Genomic DNA, 26,005 nt, shown 5'->3' on the forward strand with positions numbered 1-26,005 from the left:
TCGGCGGGAATCAGACGGTCGGCGGCGGCTTCGACGAAGGCCCACTCGCGCGCGTCGAAGAAGCGTGGCTTGTAGGCGGCGGCCTGCCCGGCTTCGGGCCTGGCGTTGGGCGCCGCGGCGGCGCTGCCTGCCGCGGCGGTTTCGCTCGACGGCGCTTTGCCGCCCTCGCAGCCCGCCAGTGCGCTGGCGGGCACGAGCACCGCTGCCGTGCGCAGGAAACCGCGGCGTGTCGTGAGAGGAGAGTCTGACATAGTTGAAATCCGTATCAAGACTGCGCGGCCGGCTTCGACTGAGACGGCAAGCGGGGACTGGAGATCACCAATTGGTGAAGCAGACCACTGATTGCTCCGGCAATCAGGACGCGGTAGCAACGAGGGTTAGATCGCGGCCAGTAAGCGTACCGATTAGCGCTACCAACGATGCATTTCTATGGGTGCTGGATCGGGTGCCGTATGCCACGGGCCTCGTCCTTTTGAGCCAGATAAAGATATGTTCGGCATCCTAATTTATATCGCTGCTCAGCAGCGTGGTAACAATAAGCGCTGCGCCGATGAGCACGACCTCGAACCCAATCCGTATGTCCAGAAGTAGCGGGGACGTTACCCCTTACGGCACCAAGTTGCCCACGAAACTCAGAGGTATGTGCATGACAAGCTGGCCGAGGAGACCCAAGCCACTAAGACACTCTACGCCGCCGCGTCAATGGCTTTAAAGAACATTAGTCTCTCGGGTTGACCAAGTCGGGCGCTTCCTGAAATCCACAACAAGTCTTCCGCCTACAAGCCAATCTAGAGTAAGCCAAGCGTAGACGCAAATACACTTTGGGTTACATATGACACGGCGCTACCTCCCATCGACACATAGACGTAGGTAAGCCATTGTGCAGTGGACCGCCACACCGATTGCAACCTGGAGTGCTGTCATGTCGCGCTGTTCACTGACGGCATCGTACACATGATTCGCCGTTCCAAGTTGAGTTGGTATGAAGTGCCTCGAACATGTGGGTACGCGAATGATTGAAACCGGCTCGATTCCAGGAGTAGTTAACGATGATGAGAGAGTACTCTGCAGTAGAATTCGTGCGCGTCCAGATCGAAGTTCTTGAACAGTTTGAAGACACTCTCATCATCCGGTGAGCGGAGCCAGGACGATGCCATTATGGCGAGCAGCGCTGGCGTCGTCGTTTCGCGAGGGCTCCCGGTGTGTGCGTAGTATCGCAACGTGCAATCCGCCGAGGTGATGCCGCGTTTAGTCCCGCCGAATGCCCTGCTCGGGCGAACGCATCCGCGATGATATCTGTGGAGGCGTTTTGAATATTCGAATAGGCGTCCCGAGAATACCAGTGGACGCGCGAGTTCCGGCGACTGATTCTCCGGCCCTAGCGAGAAGGATATATTGGCGCTCTGATTTGGTCGATTGCCAGCGGCCGACCCACGTACGAAGCAGCCGATGCATCCCGGATTTCGGCGAGCAATACGCAAGCATAGAGCGCTTCGGTCGCCACCAACGGCATGGTCGGCGTTCGGCGAGTTGGCACACGCGAGCGCGCGCCGCGCTTCGAGCAGTTCCCGGAAGAGGTATACACGCCAAAAGCTCGCGATAGATTCCATCGGAAGATAGTACCGTCCTCACCAAAATTTCACTTCGACATTACTGTCTTCTCACGACTTTCGGGCACATCCACACCAATAATGCTCCCGTCGTAATCATCTTTTTGAAGGAGATGGCAAGGACGCGTCGGGATGGTGAGGCTGTAGAAGCGGAACCACAAACGCCCGCTCGCCATACTGTCGTGATCCGGCAAGACCGGACTGTTGACCATAGTCTCATATCTAACGAGAGGACCATGATTAGCATGTACGCAAGGGATTTGCTTGAGCTACGCCGAGACGATCCGACGTCGACAGAACTACGGAAGATGGCGATGAACATCATCGCCGCCGGCACCCGAGATCAACGTGAAGGCTGCTGACATGAACGCACTCGAACGGTGGCGCTCACGACCGTTGCAGGTCCGTGCCTTGACTCGCTGCGATGAATGCGGCGAGTTGAAAGAGGACGCCAAGAAGCGCGTGAACTATTGCTCGAATATTACAGTCATCTGTTGTACGAAGTGTTTCGCGGAAATGACTGAAGTTCATAGCGAGTCCGGGGTAATCGGTATCCACAGCGTGCCTGAGTTGGCTAGCGGGACGCAGCAGGAGTAAGAAGCAGCAGAACGCAGGACACAGGCCTTGAAGCAGATCGCCGCAACACAACGAGCGCCGACAGAGCGCCAACTGACGTGATGGAGAACGGACATGTGCCGGATTGGCTTTCTGATTAGCGAGGGTTTTCAGATCATGGATCTCGCGACGCAGTCGGTGTTCGAGTGGGCGAACATCGTGGTGGGAGAGTCGTTCCACGCACTCGAAACCTTTTCTGAGGAGGGCGGGGATATGCGCTCGTCACTTGGCCCGAGAGTGGGCACACGATTATTGCACGAGCGTGTCGACGTGGACACCTGGATCGTCGGTGGGGTCATTGATCCGCTCAGTTATCCGCCTGCTGACGATATAGTTGTGTTCCTGCGCAAAGCGAGCATCAGCGCAAGGCGCATAGGCGCGATCTGCACCGGCGGATTCGTGCTCGCGGAAGCAGGCTTGCTGGCGCAGCTGCGTGCCACGACGCCTCAGTGACTCAGCATCAGCAACCGAGCGCGATTCATTCCTGCGCACGTGGCTCCTGCATAACCGTTAGCGGCGGTTGATCGCGCAACCAATCACTGCGCCCTATCTGTGCAATGATTTCGCAAAACTGCGGATAACGATACAACCGGTATGACAAAGGAAAATATCTGGAAAAGTAAAATAAATTGGTGTCGCGGATTTCGCACGCTTCGCGGGCGTAGCGAATCGCCTCATCGTCCCTCGCCACCGCACAAGCCGCGATAGCGAGCGCCGTCGGCGTAACATATTCACGACGGGCACGGGCCTGCATTTCAGCGAAAACCGCTTCGGCCTCAGTGGCTTTGCCCCAACTTGCGAGGCCCACGGCAAGCCAGGCCATGGACCAAGGGTGCCGGCCGGACATGGCCAATGCCGATTCTCCCGCCGCGATAGACGCTTCGAACTGGCCGTTCACCAGCAGTGCCATTTGCAGCACCCAGTTAGCAAGGAAGCTCTCGGGGTCGAGTTGGATGGCGCGCCGGCTGACCTCCACGCCTTCCCCGGTTTTGCCCGCGACAATACAGGTCAGGGCGTATAAGGCGTGTGCGTAGGCTGATAGGGGGTCCGCTGTCAGCGCTAACTTCGCTTGTTCCATTCCCTCCGCCAGCCGCCCTTCCGAGAACTGGAGATAAGCACTTCCGTACCAGCCGAGTGCCGAGATGTACTTCGGATTCAGCTGTAGCGCGCAAAGAAACTCACGCTCGGCCTCCGCCGTGTTCCAGGCCCAGAGCAGGTAGGCGAGAGCCAAGGTGCAGTGTGCTTCGGCGAGCGAAGGATCTAATGCCACCGCGTGTCGAGCGGCCTCTATGGCCTTTGGCATGAAAGCCTGAGGAGCCGCAAACCCGTAGAAGCAAAGCATCGAGTAGCAATCGGCAAGATCGGCCCACGCCAATGCATAGCCTGGATCGAGATCCACTGACCGCTGGCAACAGGCGAGGGCACGTGAAATAGCGGGACCCCTCTTGTAGAGCAGAGCGTGACCCTTCAGGTAGGACTCGTAGGCCTCGAGATTCGGGGTTCCAGGGTTAGTCAGGTTTCTCGTATTCCACGGGAACGTGATCTTCAACCGCTGCACGATCGCTTGGGCAATCTCTTCCTGAATTGCGAACACATCCTTCATCTCACGGTCATAGCGCTCCGACCAGAGATGATATCCGTCCACCGCAGACACGAGCTGTGCCGTGATACGCAGACGATTATCTGCTCTGCGCACACTTCCCTCGAGAACAGTGCGCACGTTCAGTTGCTCGCCAACAATGCGCAGGTCGATGTGCTTACCCTTGAACGAGAAGGCGGAGCTTCGTGCCACGACGTGAAGCTCCTGGATCTGGGCGAGCGCATCGATAATTTCTTCAGTGATTCCGTCGGCAAAGTATTCGTGCTCCGGATCTGCGCTCATGTTGACGAACGGCAGTACCACGATGGAATCGCTTGCCACCCTCTCGGCGGGGGCAGGCGTGGCACTGCACGCAGTTACCGGGGCGACCAGCCGATAGCCTCGTTTCGAAATTGTCTCGATGATGCGTGGATCGCGGGCATCGTCGTCAAAAGCGCGGCGCAACTCGGCAATGCAGCGCTTCAATACATCATCGGTCACCACGGTCCTGGGCCACACGGCTTGAAAAAGCTGATCTTTGGAAACCGTGTCGCCAGGGTGCTGGGCCAGGCACACCAGGACTTCCATTACCTTGGGTTCGAGGCGAGCGGTCCTGCCTCGGGAAGAAATGCTGTTGAGGCTCGGGGTGACCACCCAGTTCCCCACTCGGAGGTCGTCCATCGTGTCTTTCCTCCAGCCGGCCGGATATCCGAATTGTAGCTTCGCTGAATATCGTCCGCACGAGCATGCCCCCTACGTCGAGGCGCTGTATAGCGATACTCGACAACTACCGTCAAGGCTCCATCGAAATCATCAAAGGCAGGCCGGAACACTGCGCGTCGTGACGGAAGGCGACATCGACGCGGATTGGATTCAAGGTGCGCCACCAAAGGCTCCGATCGCCGAAAGCCATCCTCACTAAAATTCCACGCCTACATCACCGTCTCCTCACGACTTCCCGGCACTTCCACACTAACAATGGTCTCGTCGGAGCGATTTATTTTGAAGGGAATACTTAATTTTTCGTGAGCCTTCGACGTGCGCATCTCTTCCGGGAACGGCCAGAAGCGCAGCGCGCGCCAATACGGGCGCAGATTGGAAAAGCTCGCGCTGGTAGCGCGCCCGAAGGGAAGGACCGTGATGGAATATGAACTCAGTCGTACGGTAGATGCGCTCCCGGGCCTGGTCTGGACCGCACTGTCGGACGGCCGCATTGAATTCGTCAATCGCCCCTGGTGCGAATATACCGGGCTTTCCGTCGAGCACGCGTGTGACGAGGGCTGGCAGTCGGCGTTCCATCCCGAGGACAGGTCTGCGCTGCTTGAAGCCTGGCAAGTCGTCGTTGCTTCCGGCGTGCGGGGCGAGGCGGAAGCGCGAATGCGTCGCTTCGATGGCATCTATCGGTGGTTTCTATGCCGTGTCAGCCCGGTTATTGACGATGCCGGCAACGTCGTGAAGTGGTGCGGGATCAACACGGATATCGAGGACCGTAAGCAGGCCGAGGCGTCCATGCGGGCACACGAGGAGCGCTTTCGGCTCATCGTGGACAGGTTGCCTACGCGTGTGATTCTCTTTACGGCGGAGGGGGAGGTGTTGCAAGCCAACCGCCATACGCTCAAATATTCAGGCGCGACGGTTGACGACCTGAAGCAGTGGACTGTTAAAGACTTTATCCATCCGGACGATCAACGCGCGACGGTTTCCCGATTTTATGCATCGATCAGAAGCGGCGAGCCTTATGATTTTGAGTCCCGCCATCGTCGCGCCGACGGCGTTTATCAGTGGTTTCGGGTACAAGGCTTTCCGTTGCAGGATAAGGAAGGGCGAATCGCGCTCTGGTACTTTTTGCAGACGGACATCGACGACCGTAAGCGCGCCGAGGCACTGCTTGCGGGCGAGAAGCGCCTGCTCGAAATGGTCGCCGTAGGGCTGCCTTTGCCCACGGTTCTCGATGACTTGTGCGGGCTGGTCGAACAGATCGCGAGCGATTGCCTCTGCAGCATCGCGTTGATCGAACCCGGCGACATGACATTCCAGCGGGTGAATGCGCCAGGCCTCGCGTTGACCTACACCTATCCTTCGAGTGGCGGCCGCGTCCAGCAGGACCAGGGACCTTGCGGATTAGCAGCGTCGCTCAGCGAGCAGATAGTCGTATCAGATATCGCTTCCGAGTCACGCTGGCCAAAGGCATGGCGCGACTCGAGTCTCGCGCATGGTCTGCGCGCGTGCTGGGCGACGCCGATTCTGTCGCGTACAAACGAAGTGCTGGGAACGTTCACGATATTCCGGTCGGAGCCCGGAACCCCCACTCCGTTTCAATTCGATCTCACAGGACGGCTTACACAACTCGCGAGTATCGCCATCGAGCGTGCCCGGAGCGAACGCGCACTGAAGCGAAGCGAGGAGCGTTTCCGTGCGATCGTGGACACGACACCGGATTGCGTAACGGTCGTCGCAAATGACGGAACGGTATTGCTCGTCAATCCGGCTGGAAGCCGCGCATTCGGATCGGTGCGCGCGGACAGCATGATCGGAGCGTGCTACTTCGATTTCGTCGCTCCTGAGCATCGAGCGCGGTATGTCGAGTTCAACAGAAACATTTGCTCGGGAAGGGGTGACTTCCTGGAGTTCGACTTCATCTCGCCAAACAACAAGCGACGGCACCTCGAAACCCATGCCGCGCCGATGCACGACAGCGACGGCGCGATCGTGCAACTGGGCGTCACACGCGACATCACAGCACGCAAGCAGGCGGAGGCGCAATTGCGCAAGAGCGCGGCGCTGATGGCCAAAGTGGAGCAGCTCACCTTGAGCGGAAGCTTTAGCTGGCGCCCGGAGACTGGTTCATTCACCTGGTCGGCACAGCTCTATCGAATCTTCGGCTTCGAGCAGGGGGTGAGAGTCACGCTGGACATGATCGCCGCGCGAGTCCACCCTGGCGACCTTCATCTACTGCACGAAATGATCGAGCGGGCGAAAGACGGCCAGCACCTGGAGTTCGAGCACCGCCTGCTCCTGTCCGACGGTTCGGTCCGGCATGTGCGCATACAGGCTCACGCCACGCGTAATCCGCAGGGCCGGCTGGACTATATCGGTGCTATACATGATGTCACCGAACGCCGGGAGTCCGAAGAAGCGCTCTACGGTCTGCGCGTCGAATTGGCCCACGCAAGTCGGGTGAACAGCCTGGGAGCGCTGACCGCTTCGATTGCACACGAGATCAACCAGCCGCTGGCCGGCATCATGACCAACGCCAGCACCGGTTTGCGCATGCTGAGCGCCCAGCCACCCAATGTCGAGGGCGCGCTCGGGACCGTGAAGCGCACGATCCGGGACGGACACCGCGCCTCGGAGATGATGAGACGTCTACGCGCACTGTACAGCAAGAAGATGGTGACGAAGGATGCCGTCGATCTGGTCGAAGCTGCGAACGACGTCATCGAGTTGCTGCTCGCAGAGATTCGCAATAAGCGGATCGTGCTACGACTGGAAACGGCGGACAACCTGCCGCCGGTCACAGGCGACAGGGTGCAACTCCAGCAGGTGGTGCTGAACCTGCTTCTCAACGCCATGGAGGCGATGAACGGCATCGCTGAGCGCCCGCGGCAGATGGTGGTCAAGATAGAGCGCGACGATGGTGACCGCTTGCGACTCGCTGTGACTGATTCCGGCATGGGCATCGACCCGCAGCATGCGGGCAGGCTCTTCGACGCGTTTTTTACGACCAAGAGAGAAGGGATGGGCATCGGGCTGTCCGTAAGCCGTTGCATCATCGAGCGCCACGGTGGTCGCCTGTGGGCTTCTTCAAACGAGGGCTTTGGCGCCACCTTTTCATTCTCGATCCCGTGTCGAGCCGAACGCATGGCGGCCGCGGACGGTTCTGTAGGCAAGAGCCCGCAGCCGCGCTCGGACATAGCGCAGATCGTGAGCGACCAGTGATGGCAGACCGCTCGCTTATCGCGGTGGTCGACGACGACGAGTCGGTACGCGAATCGCTACCTGACCTGTTGCGCGAGTTCGGCTTCGCAGCGCACGCCTTTGCGTCGGCGGAGGCGTTCCTGGCCTCCAGCTGTGTAGGCGAGGCGCACTGCCTGATCGCCGATATGTGCATGCCCGGAATGTCCGGCCGGGACCTGCAGCGCGAACTGCTGCGGCGCCGGCAAGCCATCCCGATCATCTTCATTACAGCGCATGGAGATGAAGCCCTCCGCCTACGCGTGCTAGAACAGGGCGCCGTTGAATGTCTCTTCAAACCATTCAGCGACACCGCTCTACTCGGGGCGATCCAAGCCGCGCTCCACGTCAAATGATTCATCCGGGTGCCCAAGAACGGAGTTCTCAATGAAATCAGCCTATGTAGTCGAACGTGAATCGGAACTTTCGCCGGCACAATCCATGCCGGTTGTCTTCGTCGTCGACGACGATGTCTCGGTACGCGAGGCGCTCGAAGCCATGATCCACTTTGCCGGTCTTAGGGCAGAGACGTACGCGTGCGCACAGGACTTTCTCGAACGTCCACGCATCAGGGCCCCGAGTTGTCTGGTGCTGGACGTCTTGCTTCCCGATCTCAGCGGCCTCGACCTTCAGAATCTCATTGCCGCCGAGCGTATCGACACACCGATCATCTTCATCACCGGCTACGGCGACGTGCCGACGACCGTGCAGGCCATGAAAGCTGGAGCGGTTGATTTTTTCACCAAACCCTTTGACGACCAGGTCATGCTCGATGCTATTCGGCACGCGATCGAGCGCAGCCGCGTGGCGTTGAGCGAGGAAGCAGAACTACAGTCGATCCGGGATCGCCACGCCTCACTCAGTGGGCGCGAGCGCGAGGTCATGGCCTTGGTCGTGACCGGGCTCCTTAACAAGCAGGTGGGAGCCGAGATGGGCATCGCCGAGATCACTGTGAAGATGCACCGCAGGCAGGTCATGCGAAAGATGAACGCACGCACGCTCGCCGACCTGATAGGCATGGCGCGAAGACTTCATCCTGACCGCGCGCCGAAGGCCGCGTTGCAAAAAGTCGCGTAAAGCGGTCGGCATATCGCTGGAAGACTACGCGAGCGACCTGACCATGCACCAGGAAGCCGTGTGCGCTCCGGCTCCCGCTTCTCGCGATCGGCTAGCGACGAATTCGGGCATCGATCCGGGCGGGGCGAGCACCGATGCAGCGCGGCGTTCGTATGAGCGATTGCACGTACACGCCATGCGTGTGACGCGCAAGTGTCGGCGCTGCCCGCCTGGCGCGCTGCTTCGGCCGATACAATGGGGCCCACAAGCTCATGTTTAGTCGTCAGTCGTGCGTTTTCCTACGCTCAGATGGACGCCAACACTGTCTCCTGCCGACGACGCGATCACGAACGATGCTACGCATGCTGCTTTGCCGATGCACTCGACCGTCGAGAAGATTGCAATTGCAACGCAGCGCGAGTACTCAAGGGGTAACGCCGGTGCAATGGCGAACACGCCCGCTCCACAGATGAACGTGAAAACCCGACGGGCAAAGCGCAGGTTGGCTATGGCAGCCGTGCCAACGAAGCCGAGCAGCACCTTCGACGTCACCAAGGCAAGCAGCCCGGTCGGATCAAGCACGCCACCAAGCTCCAAAGGCGTCTCAATCACTGCCCAGACGCATACCGCGATGACAGATGTGTTGAACAGCAAGTCGCTTTTTCTCGCTAGCTCGACGAGGTTCTTTGGAATACGTTCGGATAAAACGTCCTCGTAGTCCATCGGGTTGATCATGTTGGCTGTTTTCTTGGGATCCACGAGAAATCCTCCTCTGGGCGGGAAACGTGTCCTCATCGCGCACCCGCCATGGAGACAAGCTACGTTCGATGGATTAAGCGGGCGTTGCTGTTGCGGGGTGGCGATGCTGCTGCCACGGCTCTAGCGGCGCTGCACAGTGCGGCTGCACATAGCGTGCATTTACGGGGAATTTGCGTCGACGTAGGGGATGCCGCGCGTGGGCGTGCGGCGGACCTGCGTTTGGAGCGTCGGCCTGTGAACGAATCTAGGCCATGCCCAATGTGGACGCAATGACACTTTGGATGAGGGGGAAGCGAAACTTGCTCCCGTCGATGCGGCGATGTTCCCACACCATTGTGCATTTGAGTTGCGCGCCGCCTTGCGCTTAACCTTCTCTCTGGAAGGCGACTATCAGGACGACTCGAGAGGCAATCACGGCAGCAAGGAGGCTCGATGATTCGGTAGGTCGAGCAGGTACATCGAGGGCCCACCGAATGAAGTTCCTCTCCGGAATGTGCAGTCTTCCTTCGCCCCTTTCCCTGCCGCTTTCATAGCGGCCATAGAGCAAGGCGCCTGTATGAGAGAAATCTGCTGGAAAGTTCTTCGTCCCGCTGCAGTAATCGCCGGGCTCTCAAGCCTCGGTGGCTGCAACTGGGTCCTGTTCAACACGAAGGGCAGTGTCGGCCTTCAGGAGCGCGACCTCATCATCCTGTGCGTCGGGTTGATGCTGATCGTGGTCGTACCGGCCATCGTGCTGACGTTTGTCTTTGCAGGGCAATACCGGGCGTCGAATCACAACGCCACGTATATGCCCGAGTGGGCGCATTCCACGCGGATCGAAGCAGTGGTGTGGGGTATCCCGATCCTGATCATCGTCACACTGGCAACCATCGTGTGGAAATCGACACACGAGCTGGATCCGTACCGGCCGCTCGACGTGCCCGGCCAGCCCATCAACGTCGAAGTCATCGCAACCGACTGGAAGTGGATCTTCATCTATCCAGACCTCGGCATTGCCACAATCAATCAACTGGTATTCCCCGCACATCGCCAGGTGGCGTTCAGCATCACCTCGAACTCGACGATGGGGACGTTCTTCATTCCCCAGCTCGGCGGCCAGATCTACGCGATGGCGGGCATGCGAACCCAACTGCACCTCATGGCAAACGAGGAGGGGAAGTTCCGCGGCATGTCGGGCAATTTCAACGGACCCGGCTTCTCCGACATGAAGTTCATTGCGACCGCCACCAGCGAGGATGACTTCCAGCGCTGGGTGAAGCAGGTCCGGACCTCACCTAACCGGCTCGATTTCAACACGTTCCAGAAAGTGGCAAAGCCCAGCCAGGGTATTGCCATCGTGCAATTCTCGCGGGTTCAGCCAGGCCTTTTCAGGGCAGTGATCGACCAGTTCGTCGGTCCGGGAGCGGACGCAGCGGCACATGCAGCTCTCGACGTCAGCGCATCGTCGAAAAGAGAGGAGTAACACAATCATGTTCGGCAAATTGACATGGGCGGACGTGCCGCTGCACGAGCCCATTATCGCGGTCACCCTTGCGGGCATCGTGGCAGGCGGAGTGGCGGTTCTGGCCGCGATCACCTGGTTCAAAAAATGGTCGGTGCTCTGGAACGACTGGATCACCTCGGTCGACCACAAGCGCATTGGCGTCATGTACATCTTTGTGGCAATCGTGATGCTGATCCGCGGATTCGCTGACGCCATCATGATGCGAACACAGCTTGCGCTCGCCGGTCCCGGGCACCTGGGCTACCTGCCGCCGCATCACTATGACCAGATCTTCACGGCGCACGGCGTAATCATGATCTTCTTCGCGGCGACGCCGTTCGTCGTGGGCCTGATGAACATCGCCGTGCCGCTTCAGATCGGCGCTCGCGACATGGCGTATCCCTACCTGAACGCCTTCAGCTTCTGGCTGTTCGTCGTGGGGGTTGTGCTGGTCATGCTGTCGCTCGGCGTGGGCGAATTCGCGCAGACGGGCTGGGTCGCCTATCCGCCGTTGTCGGACATAAAATTCAGTCCCGGAGTGGGGGTGGACTACTACATATGGTCTCTGCAGGCATCGGGTCTGGGAACACTGCTGACCGGCGTGAACCTCTTCGTGACCATCCTCCGGATGCGTGCACCTGGCATGACGCTGATGAAGATGCCGATTTTCACGTGGACGGTGTTCGTCACCAGCACAATCATTATTGCCGCCTTCCCGATCCTGACCGTCGCGCTGGCCGCGCTCGCGCTTGATCGCTACCTGGGCTTTCATTTTTATACGAACGAACTCGGCGGCAATCCGACCATGTACGTGAACCTGATCTGGGCGTGGGGACATCCGGAGGTGTACATCCTCGTTCTCCCGTCGTTCGGGATTTTCTCCGAGATCACCTCGACGTTCGCCCGCAAGAAGCTGTTCGGCTACAAGTCGATGGTGGGCGCGACGCTGGCAATCGGGATCCTGTCGTTCCTCGTCTGGCTGCACCACTTCTTCACGATGGGTTCGGGCGCGGACGTCAACAGCTTCTTCGGCATTATGACGATGATCATCGCCGTTCCGACCGGCGTGAAGATCTTCACGTGGTTGTTCACGATGTACCGCGGGCGCGTCGAGTTCACGACGCCCATGCTCTGGACGCTGGCGTTCCTCGTGACGTTCACGATTGGCGGCATGACGGGCGTGCTGCTCGCGATTCCGGGGGCCGACTTCCTGCTTCACAACAGCCTGTTTCTCGTCGCCCACTTCCACAATACGGTCATCGCCGGCGGATTGTTCGGCTATTTCGCCGGCTTGAACTACTGGTTCCCAAAGGCCTTCGGCTTCAAGCTTAACGAGCGTCTCGGCAAATATTCGTTCTGGTGCTGGGTGATTGGCTTCTATCTCGCGTTCATGCCGCTTTACATGCTCGGCTTCATGGGCATGACCCGGCGACTCAATCACTACGACAACCCGGCGTGGACGCCGTATCTCCAGGTCGCGTGGGTGGGTGCGGTCTTCATCCTTGGGGGGATTGTCTTCCTCATCGCGCAGATTGTCGTCAGTATCCGGGAGCGCAAGCAGAACCTCGACGTCACCGGCGATCCGTGGAATGCGCGCACGCTGGAGTGGTCGACGTCATCGCCGCCGCCGTTCTACAACTTCGCCGTGGTGCCGCGCGCGAATGCTGTCGACGCATTCTACGAGGCTAAGAAGCGCGGAGTGCCGCCGCCCGCGAGGAAATACGAGCCGATTCATATGCCGCGCAGCACCGGTGTGCCGTTCATCCTGAGCGTATTCATCCTGCTGCTGTGCTTCGCGCTGATCTGGCACATCTGGTGGCTGGTGGGCACCAGCTTCGTTGCCACTATCGCGACGGTGATCCTCCGCTCTTATAACGACGATACTGATTACTACGTTCCGGCCGACGAAATCGAACGGATCGAGAAAGCACACGTTCCTCTCATGAAGCGAGATCTGAACCATGTCTACGCAAACACTAATTGAAACAACCGGGACAGGGGAGGAACACGCGCAGGATGGTCACGACACCGGCTCGCGCAAGGTGCTGGGCCTGTGGATCTACCTGATGTCGGACTGCATCCTGTTCGGTTCGCTGTTCGCGTCGTACGCCGTATTGAGCGGCGCATTTGCAGGTGGTCCCGGCCCGAGGGACATCTTCGAGCTGCCGTACGTGCTCGCCGAGACGTTCGTGCTGCTGCTTTCCAGCATCACCTGCGGCTACGCGATGCTTGCCGTGCACCGGCACGATCAGGGCGCCGTGCTCCGGTGGCTGAGCCTGACCTTCATTCTGGGCGCTGTCTTTGTTGGCATGGAAATACACGAGTTCCATCATCTGGTCTCGCTTGGCTTCGGACCGCAGCGCAGCGGGTTCCTGTCTGGTTTCTTCGCGCTCGTCGGCACACACGGTCTGCATGTCGCGTCCGGCCTGCTCTGGATGGCGGTGGTCCTGCACCAGGTGGCGACCAAAGGACTGACGTCCACCAATGTGACACGCCTGTCGTGCCTGAGCCTTTTCTGGCACTTCCTGGATCTGGTCTGGATCTGCGTATTCACGATTGTCTATCTGATCGGAGCATTCTGACCATGGCAAACGCTGCGACCAGCCGCGCCGGGCAAGCCCACGGCAGCGCGAAGTCCTACAACACGGGCTTCATCCTCTCGATCGTCCTGACGGCCATCCCGTTCGCGCTGGTCATGCATCCGATGCTGCCGCGTGCGACGACGCTGCTCGTAGCGGTGATATTCGCGGTCCTGCAACTCGTGGCGCACCTCGTGTACTTCCTGCACATGAGCCGTTCCTCGGAGGGCGGCTGGAACCTGATCAGCTTCGTGTTCACGCTTGTGATCCTGTTCATTGTCGTGGCGCTCTCGGTCTGGATCATCTGGAGCATGCACTTCAACATGATGATCCACTGATCCACCGCGCACATCCGACGAAGAACATCCCGCACCATGTATCGACCTTACCTGCAACTGACTAAGCCTGGTATCGTGATCGGCAATCTCATCGCCGTCACGGGCGGTTATCTGCTGGGTTCACACGGCAGCGTCGACTGGCTCCGGGGTGGTCTGGTGGCCGTCGGCGTCATGCTGGTCGTCGCGTCCGGGTGCGTGGTCAACAACGTCATCGACCGGGATATCGACGGCCTGATGGCGCGAACACGCAAGCGTCCCATGGTGACGGGCTGTGTATCGGTGCCGTTCGCGTTACTGTATGGTGTCGTGCTCTGCGTCGCGGGCATGAGCGTGCTCTACGCGGGCACGCGGTGCGTCCTGCCCCTCGCGCTGATACTCTTCGGCTACGCCGTGTATGTCGGGCTGTATAGCCTTTACATGAAGCGAAATTCGATTTACGGGACGCTGGTCGGCAGCATTGCCGGTGCGATGCCGCCAGTGGCCGGATACTGTGCGGCTAGCACCAGATTCGACGCTGCCGCCGTCACCTTGCTAGTCATGTTCAGTCTCTGGCAGATGCCGCATTCATACGCGATTGCCATCTTCCGGGCCCAGGATTACCGCGCGGCTTCGATTCCGGTTTTTCCGGTCGTCCGCGGCTTCGCGGCCGCGAAGCGCCACATGTTGACCTACATTGCCGCCTTTACGGCGGCCGCCCTGACGCTCGGCTTCCTCGGCTATGCCGGCACGATCTATATGCTCGCCGCGCTGGTGGCGGGGTTGTACTGGTTCGGGCTCGGCGTTGCGGGACGCACTGCGGCAAACGAGGGCAGATGGGCACGCAAGATCTTCTTTGCGTCGATCATCATCGTGAGCGTATTGAGCGCCGCGATGTCGGTGGATAGCTCCCCGCCCCAACCGGTAACCCATCTCGCGCTGATTGCCAGGGGTTTCCGGGGGTAGCGCGCTGCGAGCTTGCTATAAGCGAGCAATTCAGGTTCGGCAATGGCAATAATGGGGCGATCGTGCTTACCGGTGTGCAGACGAACGCATTCGACCTCCGGCATTTTCCTGGAGCAGAAGTATCAGGTCGTTCGCACTGTCCTCGGCACTTTCCTCATATTGCAGCGCGAAGCGCACCGCACCCTCCGTGTCGATTACGTAATCGAGTACCGAGTGTTCCATCGAATACGGGTTGCCGGACGGGACTTTCCGGTAGAACCTCCAAAGGATCGCTTCGCCGTATAGTCCGATAACCGTCGGGTCGAAGGCCGCGGTGTAGGCCTCCAGAATCGCCGGCGGGATCAAGCGAAATAAAGACTACCTTCGGCTCCTTACCCTGATCTCCAAGCAGCCGTTTGATCTGTGCAGCGCGGAGTCGTTGGGCACACGTCTGGACACCGCGTGTATCCGAAGAGAAGCAAGGCCACATTGCCCCGGAAGTCCTCAAGCGTTCGCGGATTGCCGTTGGTATCGCGCAGATGGAACGTCCCCGGTAGCTTCATCGATGACAGATCGACACCGTGCAGCTTCGATGAGATTCTTTTGCCGCTCGAGAAGGAGCGCAGCAGCGAGCACACGGCGGCAACGCGGTGACGGAGCATTTTGGGACGGACGGCGCGTCATGGCCTCGGACATGCTGCCCCCCTGAGTGGGAGGCAGGGGCGAAGCTGGTCGCGTGCGGAGCACAGCGTGTCGTTAGCGCGACCAACGATACACCTCTATCCGTGCTGGCCGCGGGCGGTATTCCAGGGGCAATAGCAGCCGACGGCGACCATCGGAACAGGCTCGACATGTAACCCTGCGACCAGCTTGTTGAGAATCGGCTCCACGAAACTGTTGTTAGAACTACAGACAAGACCCGCGCTGTAGGGTCCCGCGTAGGCGAGCTTTCCATCCGCAGCCCAAATAGCGATAGCGGGACTGGCCGGTATGCGCTTCATTCCTTCGATTGCCCGTAATGGCTTGACTTTGCCTCGCAGAAAGGCCGGTAACTGTCCGTGGGTACCGGGCTTGCGCACACTGTAGAAGTCAATATCCGCGCCTCTGAACATCGTGATGAGATAGTTCAAGTGGGCGTCGGTATTCTCGTTACAGCTTGCACAGTCGGGGTCCCAGAAATGCACGACACGAATGCGTCCGGTATTGCCTGCGAGGTCCGGCGGCAGACGCAGGTCTGAGTCTCCGAAGAGAACAGCCTGATTCGAGTAACTGGTCACTCCACCAACGCCGAAGTATCGCCACAGTGCAATGCCGGTCCCGACCAGAATGCATACAGCTGCATAGAGAAACAGGATGACCAGGCGGCGACGCATCAGGGGAACGGTTGATTGAGGGGGTTCCCCGGTATTGACTGGAAACATGTGCGGCAGGCGAGGTGTCGAGGCTAGTGATCAGCGGCGGAACCGACCATAGACGGTGTGGCCGACGAGTCGGTTGCCGCACGCAAAGCGCAACAGGGTAGTGCGGCTGGCCGAACAAATTTTCCTAGAAATCGCGATCCCGAGGCTTGCGAACGAGGTCGATAGCCTCCCTCAAAGTCATTGCGGTTACACCATTCTTCTGCGTCTTGATGCGGGGCAGTGTTATGTAGGTGCGGCATAGCTCACGGTAATACTCGTCATGGGCCTGCTCACTTAACCAGTCGAGCCGTTCGCTGTCCGCATTGCTGGTATGGGCCTCGACCAGGTGCTTGCGAAGCAGCTCGATCTCGTTGGCGACTTGACGAAGGGTATCGGCCACCTCACCCGTCATCCATTCTGCCTGTTTTCTTATCTGTTCAAGATCAACGCACATAATCAGGTATTTTAAATATTGCAATAATGTCGTCCGGACAACGTCCTGTTCCCACGCGGACTGAGAGAAACAATCTGGCTTATTCACTCAGCTCGCGGCTCAGCATGGCCGCCACAATCAACGGTGCGCCGATGAGCGCGACCTCGAACCCAATCCCCATGCTCTGAAGGAGAAGAGACTCCACGCCTTTCACGAGGTTGCCAACGAAACGCAGGGGTATGCGTGTGACGAGTTGGCCGAGGATGTTCAGCCCGCAAAGCAGGTGGAGAAACCATGCCGCGGTGGCGGCGGTGCCAACCGTGGCGAAAGGCCCTTCATGTAGTCTCTCGCGTCGATCGTGCCAGCTGCTTTGATCAAGTCCACAACAAGGCTTCCGTCTACGAACGAATTTAAAGTAAGCCTCGCGCAGTCGCAATTGCACTTTGGGTTACATATAAGATGGCACTTCGTGCCACGGGTACGAAGGTTTACCTAAACCATTGTGCAATGGACCGGTGCACCTCTGGCAACGTAGAGTTTCCGTCATATCAGTTAAACGGCTTGATTCCAGGAGCAGGCAATGAGGACGAGAGAGTACGCTGCAGAAGACGTTGCACGGGTCCAGGTCGAAATTCTCGAACAGGCTGAAAACACACTCCTTATCCGATGGGTTGAGCCCGGTCGATGCCACTATGGCGAGCAACGTTGGCGTCGTCGTTCCGCGAGGGTGTCGGGAGTGTGCGTTGTGTCGCAACGAGCAATCCGACGCGGCGATGCCGTATTTCGCCCGGCCGAGCGGCCCGTCCCGGCGAACGGATCGGCGATGATCTCTGTGGAGGCATTCAGGTTATTCGAAATAGTGCCGAGGGAATTCCGGTTGACGCGCGAACGCCGGCGACTGACTCACCAACCTAAGTGTGAGGCTGCACAGGACAGGGACGAGTCCATCGAGCGCGAGTAGCTGGTGCAAGACTTCGCAGCACGGGAGTCAAGTCAACGGGATCCGGATCTCGCGTGTAGCCCGGATTCACTTCCGCATTGCCGGCGCTGCGCTGCAGCGCCGTTTCCTGGAGGCTCGCATTGCTGGTCGTCAAAGTCTCTCATTTGCTTCGATGTGCCGCGGTCGGCTCAGTGCTCGTCTCGAATGTGATTGACGCAAACGAGATTGGTAGCAGGCTGGATTGCCATTTCGGCGCCCACGAATTCATTGAACAGCTGGTCGAAGAAAGGGAGATCGATCCGGTACCGATGAATGTGTCAGGCAACTCGGTCAACGCGTATCGGCTGAGGCCGAATCAAAACTTGACTGCACTCGGATTCAAGGTGCGGGCTGTCTTTGGCTTCTCCCCGAACGACGAGATGTTCGCCCAGAAGAGCGGTGGGGGTGATCTGTCCCACCAGGTCTATGGTGTTGTCGTCTTGGCAGGGAAAGAGGCGGTTAGCGAACGCCTTCGTGAAACGGGAAGCTCGGCGACAGTCAAGGAAGTCATGCCGCTCGTCATGTCGGCCGTCGTTTGTGAGATATAGCTTGTCTTCGACCGCCCGCCGTCCCTCAACCGGTCGGGCTGTGCGGTCGAAATGTCGAGCGGCACTCGAAGGTCAACTCCGTTTCCTGCTTTTCCGGTTCACGTCCGCTTCGTACGAAATCGAGTTTCGCGCTGACCTGCATGCCACGTTGTGCGCAGTAGTCTCGGGCACGGCCGACTGCCGTTCGATATGCTTCGGCCCACGAGAACCGAGCGCCCCGCGTGGTGACGGCGACGGCAAACACATTCGCCTTGTCCGTAGTGGTGGCGCCGCTCCGTCGATTGTCGGTGTTTGACCCGTAAGCCATCGGCAACCGTTCGCCATGAGGAACGTAGCGAGATTTTGCAGTTCGCGCATATTTTTACATAATGCAAATTATCGCAGTTTTATAATGTTCGCAAACGTATAAACTCGTCGCATTACAGATCACCAATGACCTCGACGCCCGCGGGCTCACCGCCCGCGGAACCTCCGCCACAATCTTTCTAGCCGTAACGATAGACCCCGCGCCCAGTCTTCCGGCCCAGACGTCCTGCGGCCACCAGTTCACGAAGCAGCGGGCACGCGCGGTATTTCGAATCGCCGAAGTCATTGTAAAAAACGTCCATGACCGAAAGCACCACATCGAGTCCAACGAGATCGGCAAGCGCCAGCGGCCCAATCGGCTGATTCGCTCCGAGACGCATGCCGGTATCGATATCCTCGGCTGGCGCGACGCCTTCGGCGAGCAGGAAGAAAGCCTCGTTGATCATCGGCACGAGAATGCGGTTGACCACGAAGCCCGGCGAATTGCGTACGCTGATCGGCGTCTTTCCGAGCCGCAACGTCAGCTCGTGGACCGCCTCCGCTGCGGCGCTACCGGTTTCGAGGCCCCGGATGATTTCAACGAGCGGCATCAACGGCACCGGATTGAAGAAGTGCATGCCGACGAGGCGCGACGGGTCGGCAAGCGCGGCGCCAAGCGTGGTGATCGAGATTGAAGACGTATTGGAAGCTAGAATGGCGTCGGGACGCGCGACTGCTTCAATCTGCTTCAGGATGCGCAGCTTCAGCTCGAGGTTTTCGGTGGCGGCTTCGATAATCAGCCCAGCAGCACCGAGCCGCTGATAATCCGTGGATGTCTCGATGCGCGCGAGCGCGGCATCGCACGCCGCCGCGTCCAGCTTGTCTTTCGCAATGAGCCGATCGAGGCTTCCCTTCAGCGCGGCGAGACCTTTGTCGAGCGCGGCTTCGTTGACGTCGACCACGATTACGCGCAGGCCAGCGAGCGCGGCGACCTGCGCGATGCCGGAACCCATCGTCCCGGCGCCGACGATTCCCAATGTTTCGATTTGCATGGCTGTATATGGCGCGCCCGAAGGCGCACTGAACTTACTGGACGTTTTCGAAAATGGCGGCGATCCCCTGCCCGCCGCCAATGCACATCGTGACGAGCGCGTAACGGCCACCAATGCGCTTGAGTTCGTACAGCGCCTTCACAGCGATCAGTGCGCCGGTCGCGCCAATCGGATGGCCGAGCGAAATACCCGAACCATTGGGGTTCACCTTTTCAGGGTCCAGACCCAGCTCCTGCGTGACCGCGCATGCCTGGGCGGCAAACGCCTCGTTCGACTCGATCACGTCGAGGTCCGCGACGGACAGTCCCGCGCGCTGCAACGCAAGTCGCGTAGCCGGCACCGGGCCGATGCCCATGTAAAGCGGATCGACGCCCGCGTGTGCGTACGCCACGAGTTTCGCCATCGGCGCGAGGCCGCGCGCCTCGGCCGCTGCGCGCGACATCAGCAGGACGGCTGCGCCTGCGTCGTTGATGCCGGAAGCGTTGCCCGCCGTGACCGTACCGTTTTCTTTCGCGAATACGGGCTTGAGCTTCGCGAAGTCGTCGATCGTTGCATCGTGACGCAAATGTTCGTCGGTGTCGAAGACGGTCTCGCGCCCTTTCACCGTGCGCTTGACCGGCACGATCTGGCTGGTGAAGCGGCCCTCGGCGATCGCTCGCGCCGCGCGGCGATGCGACTCGAGCGCGAGATGGTCCTGACGCTCGCGCGTGATGCCGTAGCGGCCCGCGACATTTTCGGCCGTCACGCCCATCGGCACGGCGTGGAAAGGATCATTGAGCGCGCCCAGCATCATGTCGATGAGGCGCGCGTCGCCCATCCGTGCGCCGAAGCGCGCCTCGGTCGAGATGTACGGCGCGCGGCTCATGTTCTCGGCGCCAGCGCCGATCGCCACCTCAGCATCGCCGAGCAGAATGGTCTGGGCGGCGGAAACGATCGCCTGCAGGCCCGAACCGCACAGCCGGTTGACGTTGAACGCAGGCGTCGATTCGGGAATGCCGGCGTTGATCGCGGCGACGCGAGACAGGTAAAAATCCCGCGGCTCGGTGGCGATCACGTTGCCGAAAACCACATGCCCCACGTCCTTTGCCTCGACGTGGCTTCGCGCGAGCAGTTCGCGCACGACGATTGAACCGAGTTCGGTTGGCGGCACGTCTTTCAGGCTGCCGCCGAATTTGCCGATCGCGGTCCGCACACCGCCTACCACCACGACTTCCCTGCTCATATGGATTCCTCAATTATCTGTTTGCCGCCTGCTAAGCGCCGGCACAGCCTGTTTCTACGCCTCGTCCCGACCCGTTCAGGAAGTCCCGAGGGCGTGCCGTGGCAATCCTAGCGCCAACAGGTGCCGGACAGACTGATCAAACCGGCCGACATACTGACAAAACTGGCCATGTCATGCCGTCCACGCCGGCCCGACCGTGGATCCCGGTCGCCCCTGTTAAGGTTTCGTTAAGGGGCCGGCGCGTAGAATCGCCTCTGACAACCGGAACCGCTTGCCAGCGGTCACGCAAGGCGGGCATGAAAACAGAGGGCCCCTATGGATGCAGTCGAAACGTTGAACCGAAGCATTTTTCTCGCACTCAATGCCACACCCGCAACGCCGCATTGGCTCATTGCTGCGGGCACGCTGATCGCGGACTATGCGATCCTGCTGGTCCCGGCCATGCTGGTGGCACTATGGCTGACAGGCTCGGACGAGCGCCGCGCGTTGGCCGTGCGCGCATGTCTTGCCGGCTTGCTGGCCCTCGGCATCAACCAGCTGATCGGTCTGGCGTGGTATCACCCCCGCCCTTTCGTTAGCGCAATGGGCCATACGTTTCTCGCCCATGCTCCCGATTCTTCGTTTCCTAGCGATCATGTGACGTTGCTTTCCGCAGTCTCGTTCACCCTCCTGTCCGGCGGGAAGCGTGGAATCGGCTTGCTTGCCTTGATCGTCGATATCGCCGTAGCCTGGGCTCGCATCTTTGTCGGGGTGCACTGGCCATTCGACATGATCGGCGCGGCGTTCGTCGCCTGGCTGGCCTGCATGGTTGGCAGCCCGTTCTGGCGCATTGCTGGCATGGCGATGACCCGCGCGTTGATCGCGCTGTACAGGAAAGTTCTCGCTGTGCCGATTGGCCTGCGGTGGTTACGGCCTTAGTGAGAAGTGAGCCGTGCCTGCGTCACGCGGCCTGGCGCATCCGATAGCCCACGCCTCGTATCGTCACGATCTTCTCCGGGCCAAGCTTGCGCCGCAAGCCGTGAACGACGACATCGACAGCGCTGCCCGAGGCCGCGCGCGTGCGTCCAAACAGATGCAGCGCCAGCTCCGAACGCGAGAAGACTCGCATGGGCTCGTTGACCAGTGCGGTCAACAACCGGTATTCGCTCGGCCTCAAGGTCACCGGCATGTCGTCGAGCAGTACCAGATCGTCGAGTTGGTTCACTGTCAAATTTCCCAGCACCACCGGGCCTTGCACGCGATGCGGCCGCCGCATCAAAACGCGAACCCTCGACCTCAGATCTTCGAGATCGAACGGCGTGATCAGATAGTCGTCGGCCCCGCCATCCAGCACGACCATCGGACTCGCCAGCAGACCGCGTGGAATCAGTGCGACGACCGCGGCATTTCCACCGAGCCTGCGATAACGGCGCAACAGCTCGAACGCGTCCACGCCAGATTCGCCGAAAGCGAGCAACACGATGTCGTGGCATCGATACCGCAAACTCAGTTCTGCTTCGTATTCGCTGCTCGCCCAATCCACCTCGTATCCCGCGAGGTGCATTTGCGTCACGACCTGCAGCGCGATTGAATCGTCGTCATGGACCAGTAGCATCCTCACATGGGTCTCCAGCCACCGGGATGGCATTGTCGCTGCGTCATGCGCAACCGTCTTTCCAGGCCACCGCGCGCCTGCCTCACGCGAGTGTCCCGATGCGATAACCCACGCCGCGCACGTTCAGGATAGCGTCTACCCCCAGTTTGCGGCGCAGATTGTGGATATGCACCTGGATGGCGTTGCTCTCGATTTCCTCGTTCCATCCGTACATCCGTTCTTCGAGTTGCGCCGGCGTGACGACGATTGCCGGATCGCGCATCAATTCATGAAGCAGCGCGAACTCTCGCGTCGTCACCGATACTTCCTTGTCACGCAACCACACACGGTGTTGCGCAGGATCGAGCCGTAGCACGCCCACCTGCAGCGACGACTGCACACGCCCCGTTCGATGGCGGCTAAGAGCGCGCATGCGCGCCAGCAGTTCATCGAGTGCAAACGGTTTGACGAGGTAGTCGTCGGCACCTCCGTCGAGGCCGGCGACTGCGTCCGGACCGGCGTTACGCGCTGTCATCACAATCACGGGCGTCGCATCATTGCGCCGCCGCAATCTCGCGAGCAGCGTCAGTCCGTGATTCCCGGACGACCCAATATCGAGCAGCACCAGACCATACGAGGTCGTTCGAAGTGCAAGCATGGCCGTTTCGACATCATTCGCCCAATCGACGGCAAATCCCTCCTTGCGCAACCCGCGTTTCAACCCACCGTCTATCGAGGCGTCGTCTCCCACCACCAGTATGCGCATGGCGCTCCCCGTTGTTCACTCCTGTGCTGCACATAAAGTGGGTGAGGCTACCGCCGCCAACCTTAAGGGAAGGTTAACGCTCTAGCTCGCCGAATGTTTGAACAACAGCAGGCGCTCAGTGAATTCCCTGACCGTCGCCTCCTTGCGTCAAATCGACCGGCGAACACCGCTCTCTTCTCTTTACGTTTTCCTTCATCCGCTTCTTGCGCAAGCTCGTGCCGTGCGCAAGCAGACGCAGCCAGTGCGAACCGGCGTCTGCCTTTTCCCACGGCGCTTTCCAGCGTTCAGGCATGCAGGCCTTGTCAGGAAACGGTCAGGTTAAGACGGTCGCGCCGTAACCTTCAATCATTTAAACGGCTTTCAGACATAACGAACCTTTTATCGTGCACATAAAATTATTCGATTATCCGAAAGCTGGGCACGCCGTCAAAGTTCGACCCGGGACAGCCGATGCCCGCCTCGCATCCCCGCTGGACAGCACGCACCGCAGCGCACCATCCCTGGCGCCAGACAGGGTGACTCGCGTGGATCCGCAGGCCTGCCGCCCTGGCGCCGGGCACCAGCCCTAAGCACTGAATTCTTCATTACGCACTTCGCACTACAAATTATTATTAATGAAAGGAGAGGTTGTGAGACATTTCAGGTCAGGCTTTATTTGCGTCGGAGTACTTACCGCATTCTCATCCGCTGCCGTGCATGCACAGAGCAGCGTCACGCTATACGGTTCGCTCGACGAAGCCGTCGCCTGGTACAACAACACCGGCGGCCATTCTCTCGTGGCCATGCAAAACGGCGACAACGCAGCGACGTATTGGGGGCTCAAGGGCAAGGAGGAACTCGGCGGCGGTCTGAACGCGATCTTCACCCTGGAAAGCTCGTTCGACATCACGCATGGATCGCTTTCCGGCGGCCGTCTTTTCGGCCACCAGGCCACGGTGGGACTTTCTGACGATGCCTATGGCACGGTGACGATGGGACGCCAGTTCGACCCGACGGTCGACCTGATCCAGCCGATCACCGGCGACAACTTCGCGGGCCCGGTTTTCACCACCCCAGGCGACGCCGACAACAACGACAACTCGGCGTGGATCAATAGCTCGATCAAGTACGCGAGCCCCACTTACGCCGGCTTCCAGTACGAGTTGATGTACGGCGTTGGCGGCATTGCCGGCAATACGACGGGCGGTCACGCGTATGGCGCCGCCGCCGCGTACAACAACGGCGGCCTGACGCTTGCCACCGGCTATCTGTTCATGAAGAACGACGTGAACGGCAACGGCGCGGCGGACCTCATTCAGAACAACTCGGTGACGCCGCTTTACGGGGCGACGCCGATGTTCGGTTCGCGGCAGATCTTTCAGGTCGCCGCCCAATACGTCATCGGCAACCTCACCGCCAACATCCGGTACAGCAACGCGCAGTACAAGCCATACACGGACTATGGCGCGTTCAACCGCACGCAGACCTTCAACGTTGGCGGCGCGGCGCTTCAGTACCAGTTCAGTCCCGAACTGGCCGCCGCGCTCAACTATGTGTACACGCACTCGAGCGGGGCCTCGTCGGCGACGTACAACAACTTCGGCGTGAACGCCACCTACGCGTTGAGCAAGCGCACGAGCTTCTATACGGCCGTGGCCTATTCCCACGCCAGCGGCACGACGTTCAGCGAAGACGGCTCACAAATCGTCGCGGCGGGCGGCACGGTGGGCGATCTTGCGGCGAGTTCGAGCACACGCTCGCAAGTCGTGACGATCCTCGGCATCACGCATAAGTTCTGACCTCGCATCCAGGCCAGTCGATAGAACCAGGCACACAAGCGCATTCATTTCCTATGGAGGCAACATGGCTTTTCTCACGCACAAAGCATTGACGGTTTGTCTGGCAGCAATGGGGCTGTGCTCATTTGCGGCCCACGCGCAAACGTCGCAGTATCAACTCGTCAAGACGATTGATTTGCCGGGAACCAAGGGCGGTCACGGCGATTGGGTCACCTATGACAAGGACACCCACGCAGTTTGGCTGTCCCAGTCGCCCGATCACAACGTCGTTGTGATCGACGCAAACAGCATGGCGGTGAAGAAAACGCTTGCGGGCGTCGATTCCGGCAACGGCATCGATTTCGACGCAGACCACGCCTACGTCACCGACGCGACGACCGGCAAGTTGATTGTCTATGACAAACATTCGTTCGAGCGCATCGCCGCCGTCGACAGCGGCGGCAAGACTCCCGACGGTGTCAACGTCGACACGAAAACGGGCATGATTCTGCTCGCGAACGACGACAGCAACAACGAGGCTGTCTTTGAGCCAAAGTCGCCGTACAAGCTGACCGCAACGTTCAAGCTGAAGCCCGAAGACGACAAGGACGGCCCAGACGTTGCCCTGTATGTGGCTTCCACCGACCGCCTGTATCAACCGGTCGGCGGCAAGATCGACGTGATCGATCCGAACACGCACCAGATCGAAGCGGTGTGGGACTTCGGTTTGAAGAAGGACGCCAAGGGCGGCGTCTACGACAGCAAAACGAATCACCTGATCTTCGGCACCAGCGACAAGAAGCTGCTCGTCGTGGACCCGGCAACGGGCAAGCTGGTCACGACCATCGCCGTTGCCGGCGCGGTCGACCAGACCGCGATCGACACTGACAAGCGCCGCGCATTCATCGGCGACAAGACCGGCAATCTCGAGGTGATCGATCTGGACTCCAATCAGATCGTCGACCACATCCGTACCGAGCCCAAAGTTCACACGCTGACGGTCGACACGGCCACCCATCGCGTCTACGTCTATCTCGACGAAAGCAACAAGGTTGGGGTGTACGAGAAGAAGTCGTGACATCGCAGGCGGCGCCCG

General features: G+C 59.7%; 22 protein-coding genes and 4 pseudogenes. 15 read left to right on the top strand and 11 right to left on the bottom strand.

Annotation, left to right across the window (positions count from 1 at the left end; genetic code table 11):
- Positions 1-251: pseudogene (locus tag M3A49_RS30420) on the bottom strand (gluconate 2-dehydrogenase subunit 3 family protein); the annotation flags it as partial.
- Between the two features lie 798 nt (positions 252-1,049).
- Here M3A49_RS30420 and M3A49_RS30425 point away from each other — a divergent pair.
- Positions 1,050-1,313, top strand: a pseudogene (locus M3A49_RS30425) (DUF3331 domain-containing protein).
- 987 nt (positions 1,314-2,300) lie between these two features.
- A pseudogene (locus M3A49_RS30430) lies at positions 2,301-2,669 on the top strand (GlxA family transcriptional regulator); the annotation flags it as partial.
- A gap of 34 nt (positions 2,670-2,703) precedes the next feature.
- Here M3A49_RS30430 and M3A49_RS30435 read toward each other — a convergent pair.
- Positions 2,704-4,485: a winged helix-turn-helix domain-containing tetratricopeptide repeat protein gene (locus M3A49_RS30435; RefSeq protein WP_266232283.1), complete on the bottom strand. Its 1,782-nt coding sequence runs from the start codon at positions 4,483-4,485 to the stop codon at positions 2,704-2,706.
- A gap of 357 nt (positions 4,486-4,842) precedes the next feature.
- On the opposite strand from M3A49_RS30435, the gene M3A49_RS30440 reads away from it, so the two are divergent.
- Genes M3A49_RS30440 through M3A49_RS30450 form a run of 3 tightly spaced genes read left to right on the top strand, consistent with a single transcriptional unit; the run spans position 4,843 to position 8,835 of the window.
- Positions 4,843-7,743: a PAS domain S-box protein gene (locus M3A49_RS30440; RefSeq protein WP_266232284.1), complete on the top strand. Its 2,901-nt coding sequence runs from the start codon at positions 4,843-4,845 to the stop codon at positions 7,741-7,743.
- Positions 7,743-8,114: a response regulator gene (locus tag M3A49_RS30445; RefSeq protein ID WP_266232285.1), complete on the top strand. Its 372-nt coding sequence runs from the start codon at positions 7,743-7,745 to the stop codon at positions 8,112-8,114. The genes M3A49_RS30440 and M3A49_RS30445 overlap by 1 nt, the downstream gene beginning before the upstream one ends.
- A 31-nt stretch (positions 8,115-8,145) precedes the next feature.
- Complete coding sequence (locus tag M3A49_RS30450; RefSeq protein ID WP_266232287.1) at positions 8,146-8,835, top strand: response regulator transcription factor; 690 nt, start codon at positions 8,146-8,148, stop codon at positions 8,833-8,835.
- A 255-nt stretch (positions 8,836-9,090) separates the two neighbouring features.
- Here M3A49_RS30450 and M3A49_RS30455 read toward each other — a convergent pair whose 3' ends face one another.
- On the bottom strand, positions 9,091-9,573 hold the full coding sequence (locus M3A49_RS30455) for a hypothetical protein (protein WP_266232288.1): 483 nt from the start codon (positions 9,571-9,573) through the stop codon (positions 9,091-9,093).
- A gap of 556 nt (positions 9,574-10,129) precedes the next feature.
- Here M3A49_RS30455 and cyoA point away from each other — a divergent pair.
- Genes cyoA through cyoE form a run of 5 tightly spaced genes read left to right on the top strand, consistent with a single transcriptional unit; the run spans position 10,130 to position 14,915 of the window.
- Entirely contained in the window at positions 10,130-11,035 is a 906-nt protein-coding gene (gene cyoA / locus M3A49_RS30460; RefSeq protein ID WP_266232381.1) for a ubiquinol oxidase subunit II, read from the top strand.
- Positions 11,036-11,042: 7 nt separating this feature from the next.
- Positions 11,043-13,040 carry a cytochrome o ubiquinol oxidase subunit I gene (cyoB, locus tag M3A49_RS30465; RefSeq protein WP_266232382.1) on the top strand — a complete coding sequence of 666 codons (1,998 nt, stop codon included), beginning with the start codon at positions 11,043-11,045 and terminating at the stop codon, positions 13,038-13,040.
- Complete coding sequence (gene cyoC / locus M3A49_RS30470; protein ID WP_266232289.1) at positions 13,018-13,638, top strand: cytochrome o ubiquinol oxidase subunit III; 621 nt, start codon at positions 13,018-13,020, stop codon at positions 13,636-13,638. Before cyoB ends, cyoC begins: the two co-directional genes overlap by 23 nt.
- A 2-nt stretch (positions 13,639-13,640) precedes the next feature.
- Complete coding sequence (cyoD, locus tag M3A49_RS30475) at positions 13,641-13,973, top strand: cytochrome o ubiquinol oxidase subunit IV (RefSeq protein WP_266232290.1); 333 nt, start codon at positions 13,641-13,643, stop codon at positions 13,971-13,973.
- 36 nt (positions 13,974-14,009) lie between these two features.
- Positions 14,010-14,915 carry a heme o synthase gene (gene cyoE, locus M3A49_RS30480; protein ID WP_266232291.1) on the top strand — a complete coding sequence of 302 codons (906 nt, stop codon included), beginning with the start codon at positions 14,010-14,012 and terminating at the stop codon, positions 14,913-14,915.
- 371 nt (positions 14,916-15,286) lie between these two features.
- On the opposite strand, the gene M3A49_RS42780 is transcribed toward cyoE, so the two are convergent.
- The 4 genes from M3A49_RS42780 to M3A49_RS30495 form a co-directional block, all read right to left on the bottom strand.
- The gene (locus M3A49_RS42780) at positions 15,287-15,556 is read right to left on the bottom strand and encodes an SCO family protein (RefSeq protein ID WP_416339045.1); all 270 of its coding nucleotides are present in this window, start codon (positions 15,554-15,556) and stop codon (positions 15,287-15,289) included.
- Positions 15,557-15,673: 117 nt separating this feature from the next.
- Positions 15,674-16,315 (bottom strand): DUF6436 domain-containing protein, encoded by a 642-nt coding sequence (locus M3A49_RS30485; protein WP_266232293.1) that lies wholly within the window; start codon positions 16,313-16,315, stop codon positions 15,674-15,676.
- Positions 16,316-16,439: 124 nt separating this feature from the next.
- A complete protein-coding gene (locus tag M3A49_RS30490) occupies positions 16,440-16,835 on the bottom strand; it encodes a hypothetical protein (RefSeq protein ID WP_266232295.1) in 396 nt (131 codons plus the stop codon).
- Positions 16,828-17,169, bottom strand: coding sequence for a hypothetical protein (locus tag M3A49_RS30495; protein WP_266232297.1), 342 nt, complete (start codon positions 17,167-17,169; stop codon positions 16,828-16,830). Before M3A49_RS30495 ends, M3A49_RS30490 begins: the two co-directional genes overlap by 8 nt.
- 138 nt (positions 17,170-17,307) lie before the next feature.
- Here M3A49_RS30495 and M3A49_RS30500 point away from each other — a divergent pair.
- Together M3A49_RS30500 and M3A49_RS30505 are read left to right on the top strand one after the other, a co-directional pair.
- Positions 17,308-17,565 (top strand): annotated as a pseudogene (locus M3A49_RS30500) (DUF3331 domain-containing protein); the annotation flags it as partial.
- Between the two features lie 242 nt (positions 17,566-17,807).
- On the top strand, positions 17,808-18,254 hold the full coding sequence (locus M3A49_RS30505; protein ID WP_266232298.1) for a hypothetical protein: 447 nt from the start codon (positions 17,808-17,810) through the stop codon (positions 18,252-18,254).
- A 485-nt stretch (positions 18,255-18,739) separates the two neighbouring features.
- Here the strand turns inward: M3A49_RS30505 and M3A49_RS30510 are convergent, their stop codons facing one another.
- Complete coding sequence (locus M3A49_RS30510; protein WP_266232299.1) at positions 18,740-19,591, bottom strand: 3-hydroxybutyryl-CoA dehydrogenase; 852 nt, start codon at positions 19,589-19,591, stop codon at positions 18,740-18,742.
- A gap of 34 nt (positions 19,592-19,625) precedes the next feature.
- Positions 19,626-20,813: a beta-ketothiolase BktB gene (bktB, locus tag M3A49_RS30515; protein WP_266232300.1), complete on the bottom strand. Its 1,188-nt coding sequence runs from the start codon at positions 20,811-20,813 to the stop codon at positions 19,626-19,628.
- A gap of 315 nt (positions 20,814-21,128) precedes the next feature.
- Between bktB and M3A49_RS30520 the strand changes: the two genes are divergently transcribed.
- On the top strand, positions 21,129-21,731 hold the full coding sequence (locus tag M3A49_RS30520; protein WP_266232301.1) for a phosphatase PAP2 family protein: 603 nt from the start codon (positions 21,129-21,131) through the stop codon (positions 21,729-21,731).
- A gap of 22 nt (positions 21,732-21,753) precedes the next feature.
- Here M3A49_RS30520 and M3A49_RS30525 read toward each other — a convergent pair whose 3' ends face one another.
- Positions 21,754-22,407 carry a response regulator transcription factor gene (locus M3A49_RS30525; protein ID WP_051481388.1) on the bottom strand — a complete coding sequence of 218 codons (654 nt, stop codon included), beginning with the start codon at positions 22,405-22,407 and terminating at the stop codon, positions 21,754-21,756.
- Between the two features lie 82 nt (positions 22,408-22,489).
- Positions 22,490-23,152 (bottom strand): response regulator, encoded by a 663-nt coding sequence (locus M3A49_RS30530; protein ID WP_254354683.1) that lies wholly within the window; start codon positions 23,150-23,152, stop codon positions 22,490-22,492.
- Positions 23,153-23,766: 614 nt separating this feature from the next.
- On the opposite strand from M3A49_RS30530, the gene M3A49_RS30535 reads away from it, so the two are divergent.
- Together M3A49_RS30535 and M3A49_RS30540 are read left to right on the top strand one after the other, a co-directional pair.
- Positions 23,767-24,930, top strand: coding sequence for a porin (locus M3A49_RS30535; protein WP_063750823.1), 1,164 nt, complete (start codon positions 23,767-23,769; stop codon positions 24,928-24,930).
- A gap of 64 nt (positions 24,931-24,994) precedes the next feature.
- Positions 24,995-25,987 (top strand): YncE family protein, encoded by a 993-nt coding sequence (locus M3A49_RS30540; protein ID WP_266232302.1) that lies wholly within the window; start codon positions 24,995-24,997, stop codon positions 25,985-25,987.
- The last annotated feature ends 18 nt before the right edge of the window (positions 25,988-26,005 follow it).

This window comes from Paraburkholderia sp. CNPSo 3076, from assembly GCF_026343935.1.
Taxonomy (GTDB): domain Bacteria; phylum Pseudomonadota; class Gammaproteobacteria; order Burkholderiales; family Burkholderiaceae; genus Paraburkholderia; species Paraburkholderia nodosa.

What these genes read in the sequence shown, in the direction of transcription:
- M3A49_RS30435 (WP_266232283.1), bottom strand. Translation starts at nt 4,485, where the DNA reads ATGGACGACCTCCGAGTGGGGAACTGGGTGGTCACCCCGAGCCTCAAC.
- M3A49_RS30445 (WP_266232285.1), top strand. Translation starts at nt 7,743, where the DNA reads ATGGCAGACCGCTCGCTTATCGCGGTGGTCGACGACGACGAGTCGGTA.
- M3A49_RS30450 (WP_266232287.1), top strand. Translation starts at nt 8,146, where the DNA reads ATGAAATCAGCCTATGTAGTCGAACGTGAATCGGAACTTTCGCCGGCA.
- cyoA (WP_266232381.1), top strand. Translation starts at nt 10,130, where the DNA reads ATGAGAGAAATCTGCTGGAAAGTTCTTCGTCCCGCTGCAGTAATCGCC.
- cyoB (WP_266232382.1), top strand. Translation starts at nt 11,043, where the DNA reads ATGTTCGGCAAATTGACATGGGCGGACGTGCCGCTGCACGAGCCCATT.
- cyoC (WP_266232289.1), top strand. Translation starts at nt 13,018, where the DNA reads ATGTCTACGCAAACACTAATTGAAACAACCGGGACAGGGGAGGAACAC.
- cyoD (WP_266232290.1), top strand. Translation starts at nt 13,641, where the DNA reads ATGGCAAACGCTGCGACCAGCCGCGCCGGGCAAGCCCACGGCAGCGCG.
- cyoE (WP_266232291.1), top strand. Translation starts at nt 14,010, where the DNA reads ATGTATCGACCTTACCTGCAACTGACTAAGCCTGGTATCGTGATCGGC.
- M3A49_RS42780 (WP_416339045.1), bottom strand. Translation starts at nt 15,556, where the DNA reads ATGCTCCGTCACCGCGTTGCCGCCGTGTGCTCGCTGCTGCGCTCCTTC.
- M3A49_RS30485 (WP_266232293.1), bottom strand. Translation starts at nt 16,315, where the DNA reads ATGTTTCCAGTCAATACCGGGGAACCCCCTCAATCAACCGTTCCCCTG.
- M3A49_RS30510 (WP_266232299.1), bottom strand. Translation starts at nt 19,591, where the DNA reads ATGCAAATCGAAACATTGGGAATCGTCGGCGCCGGGACGATGGGTTCC.
- bktB (WP_266232300.1), bottom strand. Translation starts at nt 20,813, where the DNA reads ATGAGCAGGGAAGTCGTGGTGGTAGGCGGTGTGCGGACCGCGATCGGC.
- M3A49_RS30520 (WP_266232301.1), top strand. Translation starts at nt 21,129, where the DNA reads ATGGATGCAGTCGAAACGTTGAACCGAAGCATTTTTCTCGCACTCAAT.
- M3A49_RS30525 (WP_051481388.1), bottom strand. Translation starts at nt 22,407, where the DNA reads ATGCTACTGGTCCATGACGACGATTCAATCGCGCTGCAGGTCGTGACG.
- M3A49_RS30530 (WP_254354683.1), bottom strand. Translation starts at nt 23,152, where the DNA reads ATGCGCATACTGGTGGTGGGAGACGACGCCTCGATAGACGGTGGGTTG.
- M3A49_RS30535 (WP_063750823.1), top strand. Translation starts at nt 23,767, where the DNA reads ATGAAAGGAGAGGTTGTGAGACATTTCAGGTCAGGCTTTATTTGCGTC.
- M3A49_RS30540 (WP_266232302.1), top strand. Translation starts at nt 24,995, where the DNA reads ATGGCTTTTCTCACGCACAAAGCATTGACGGTTTGTCTGGCAGCAATG.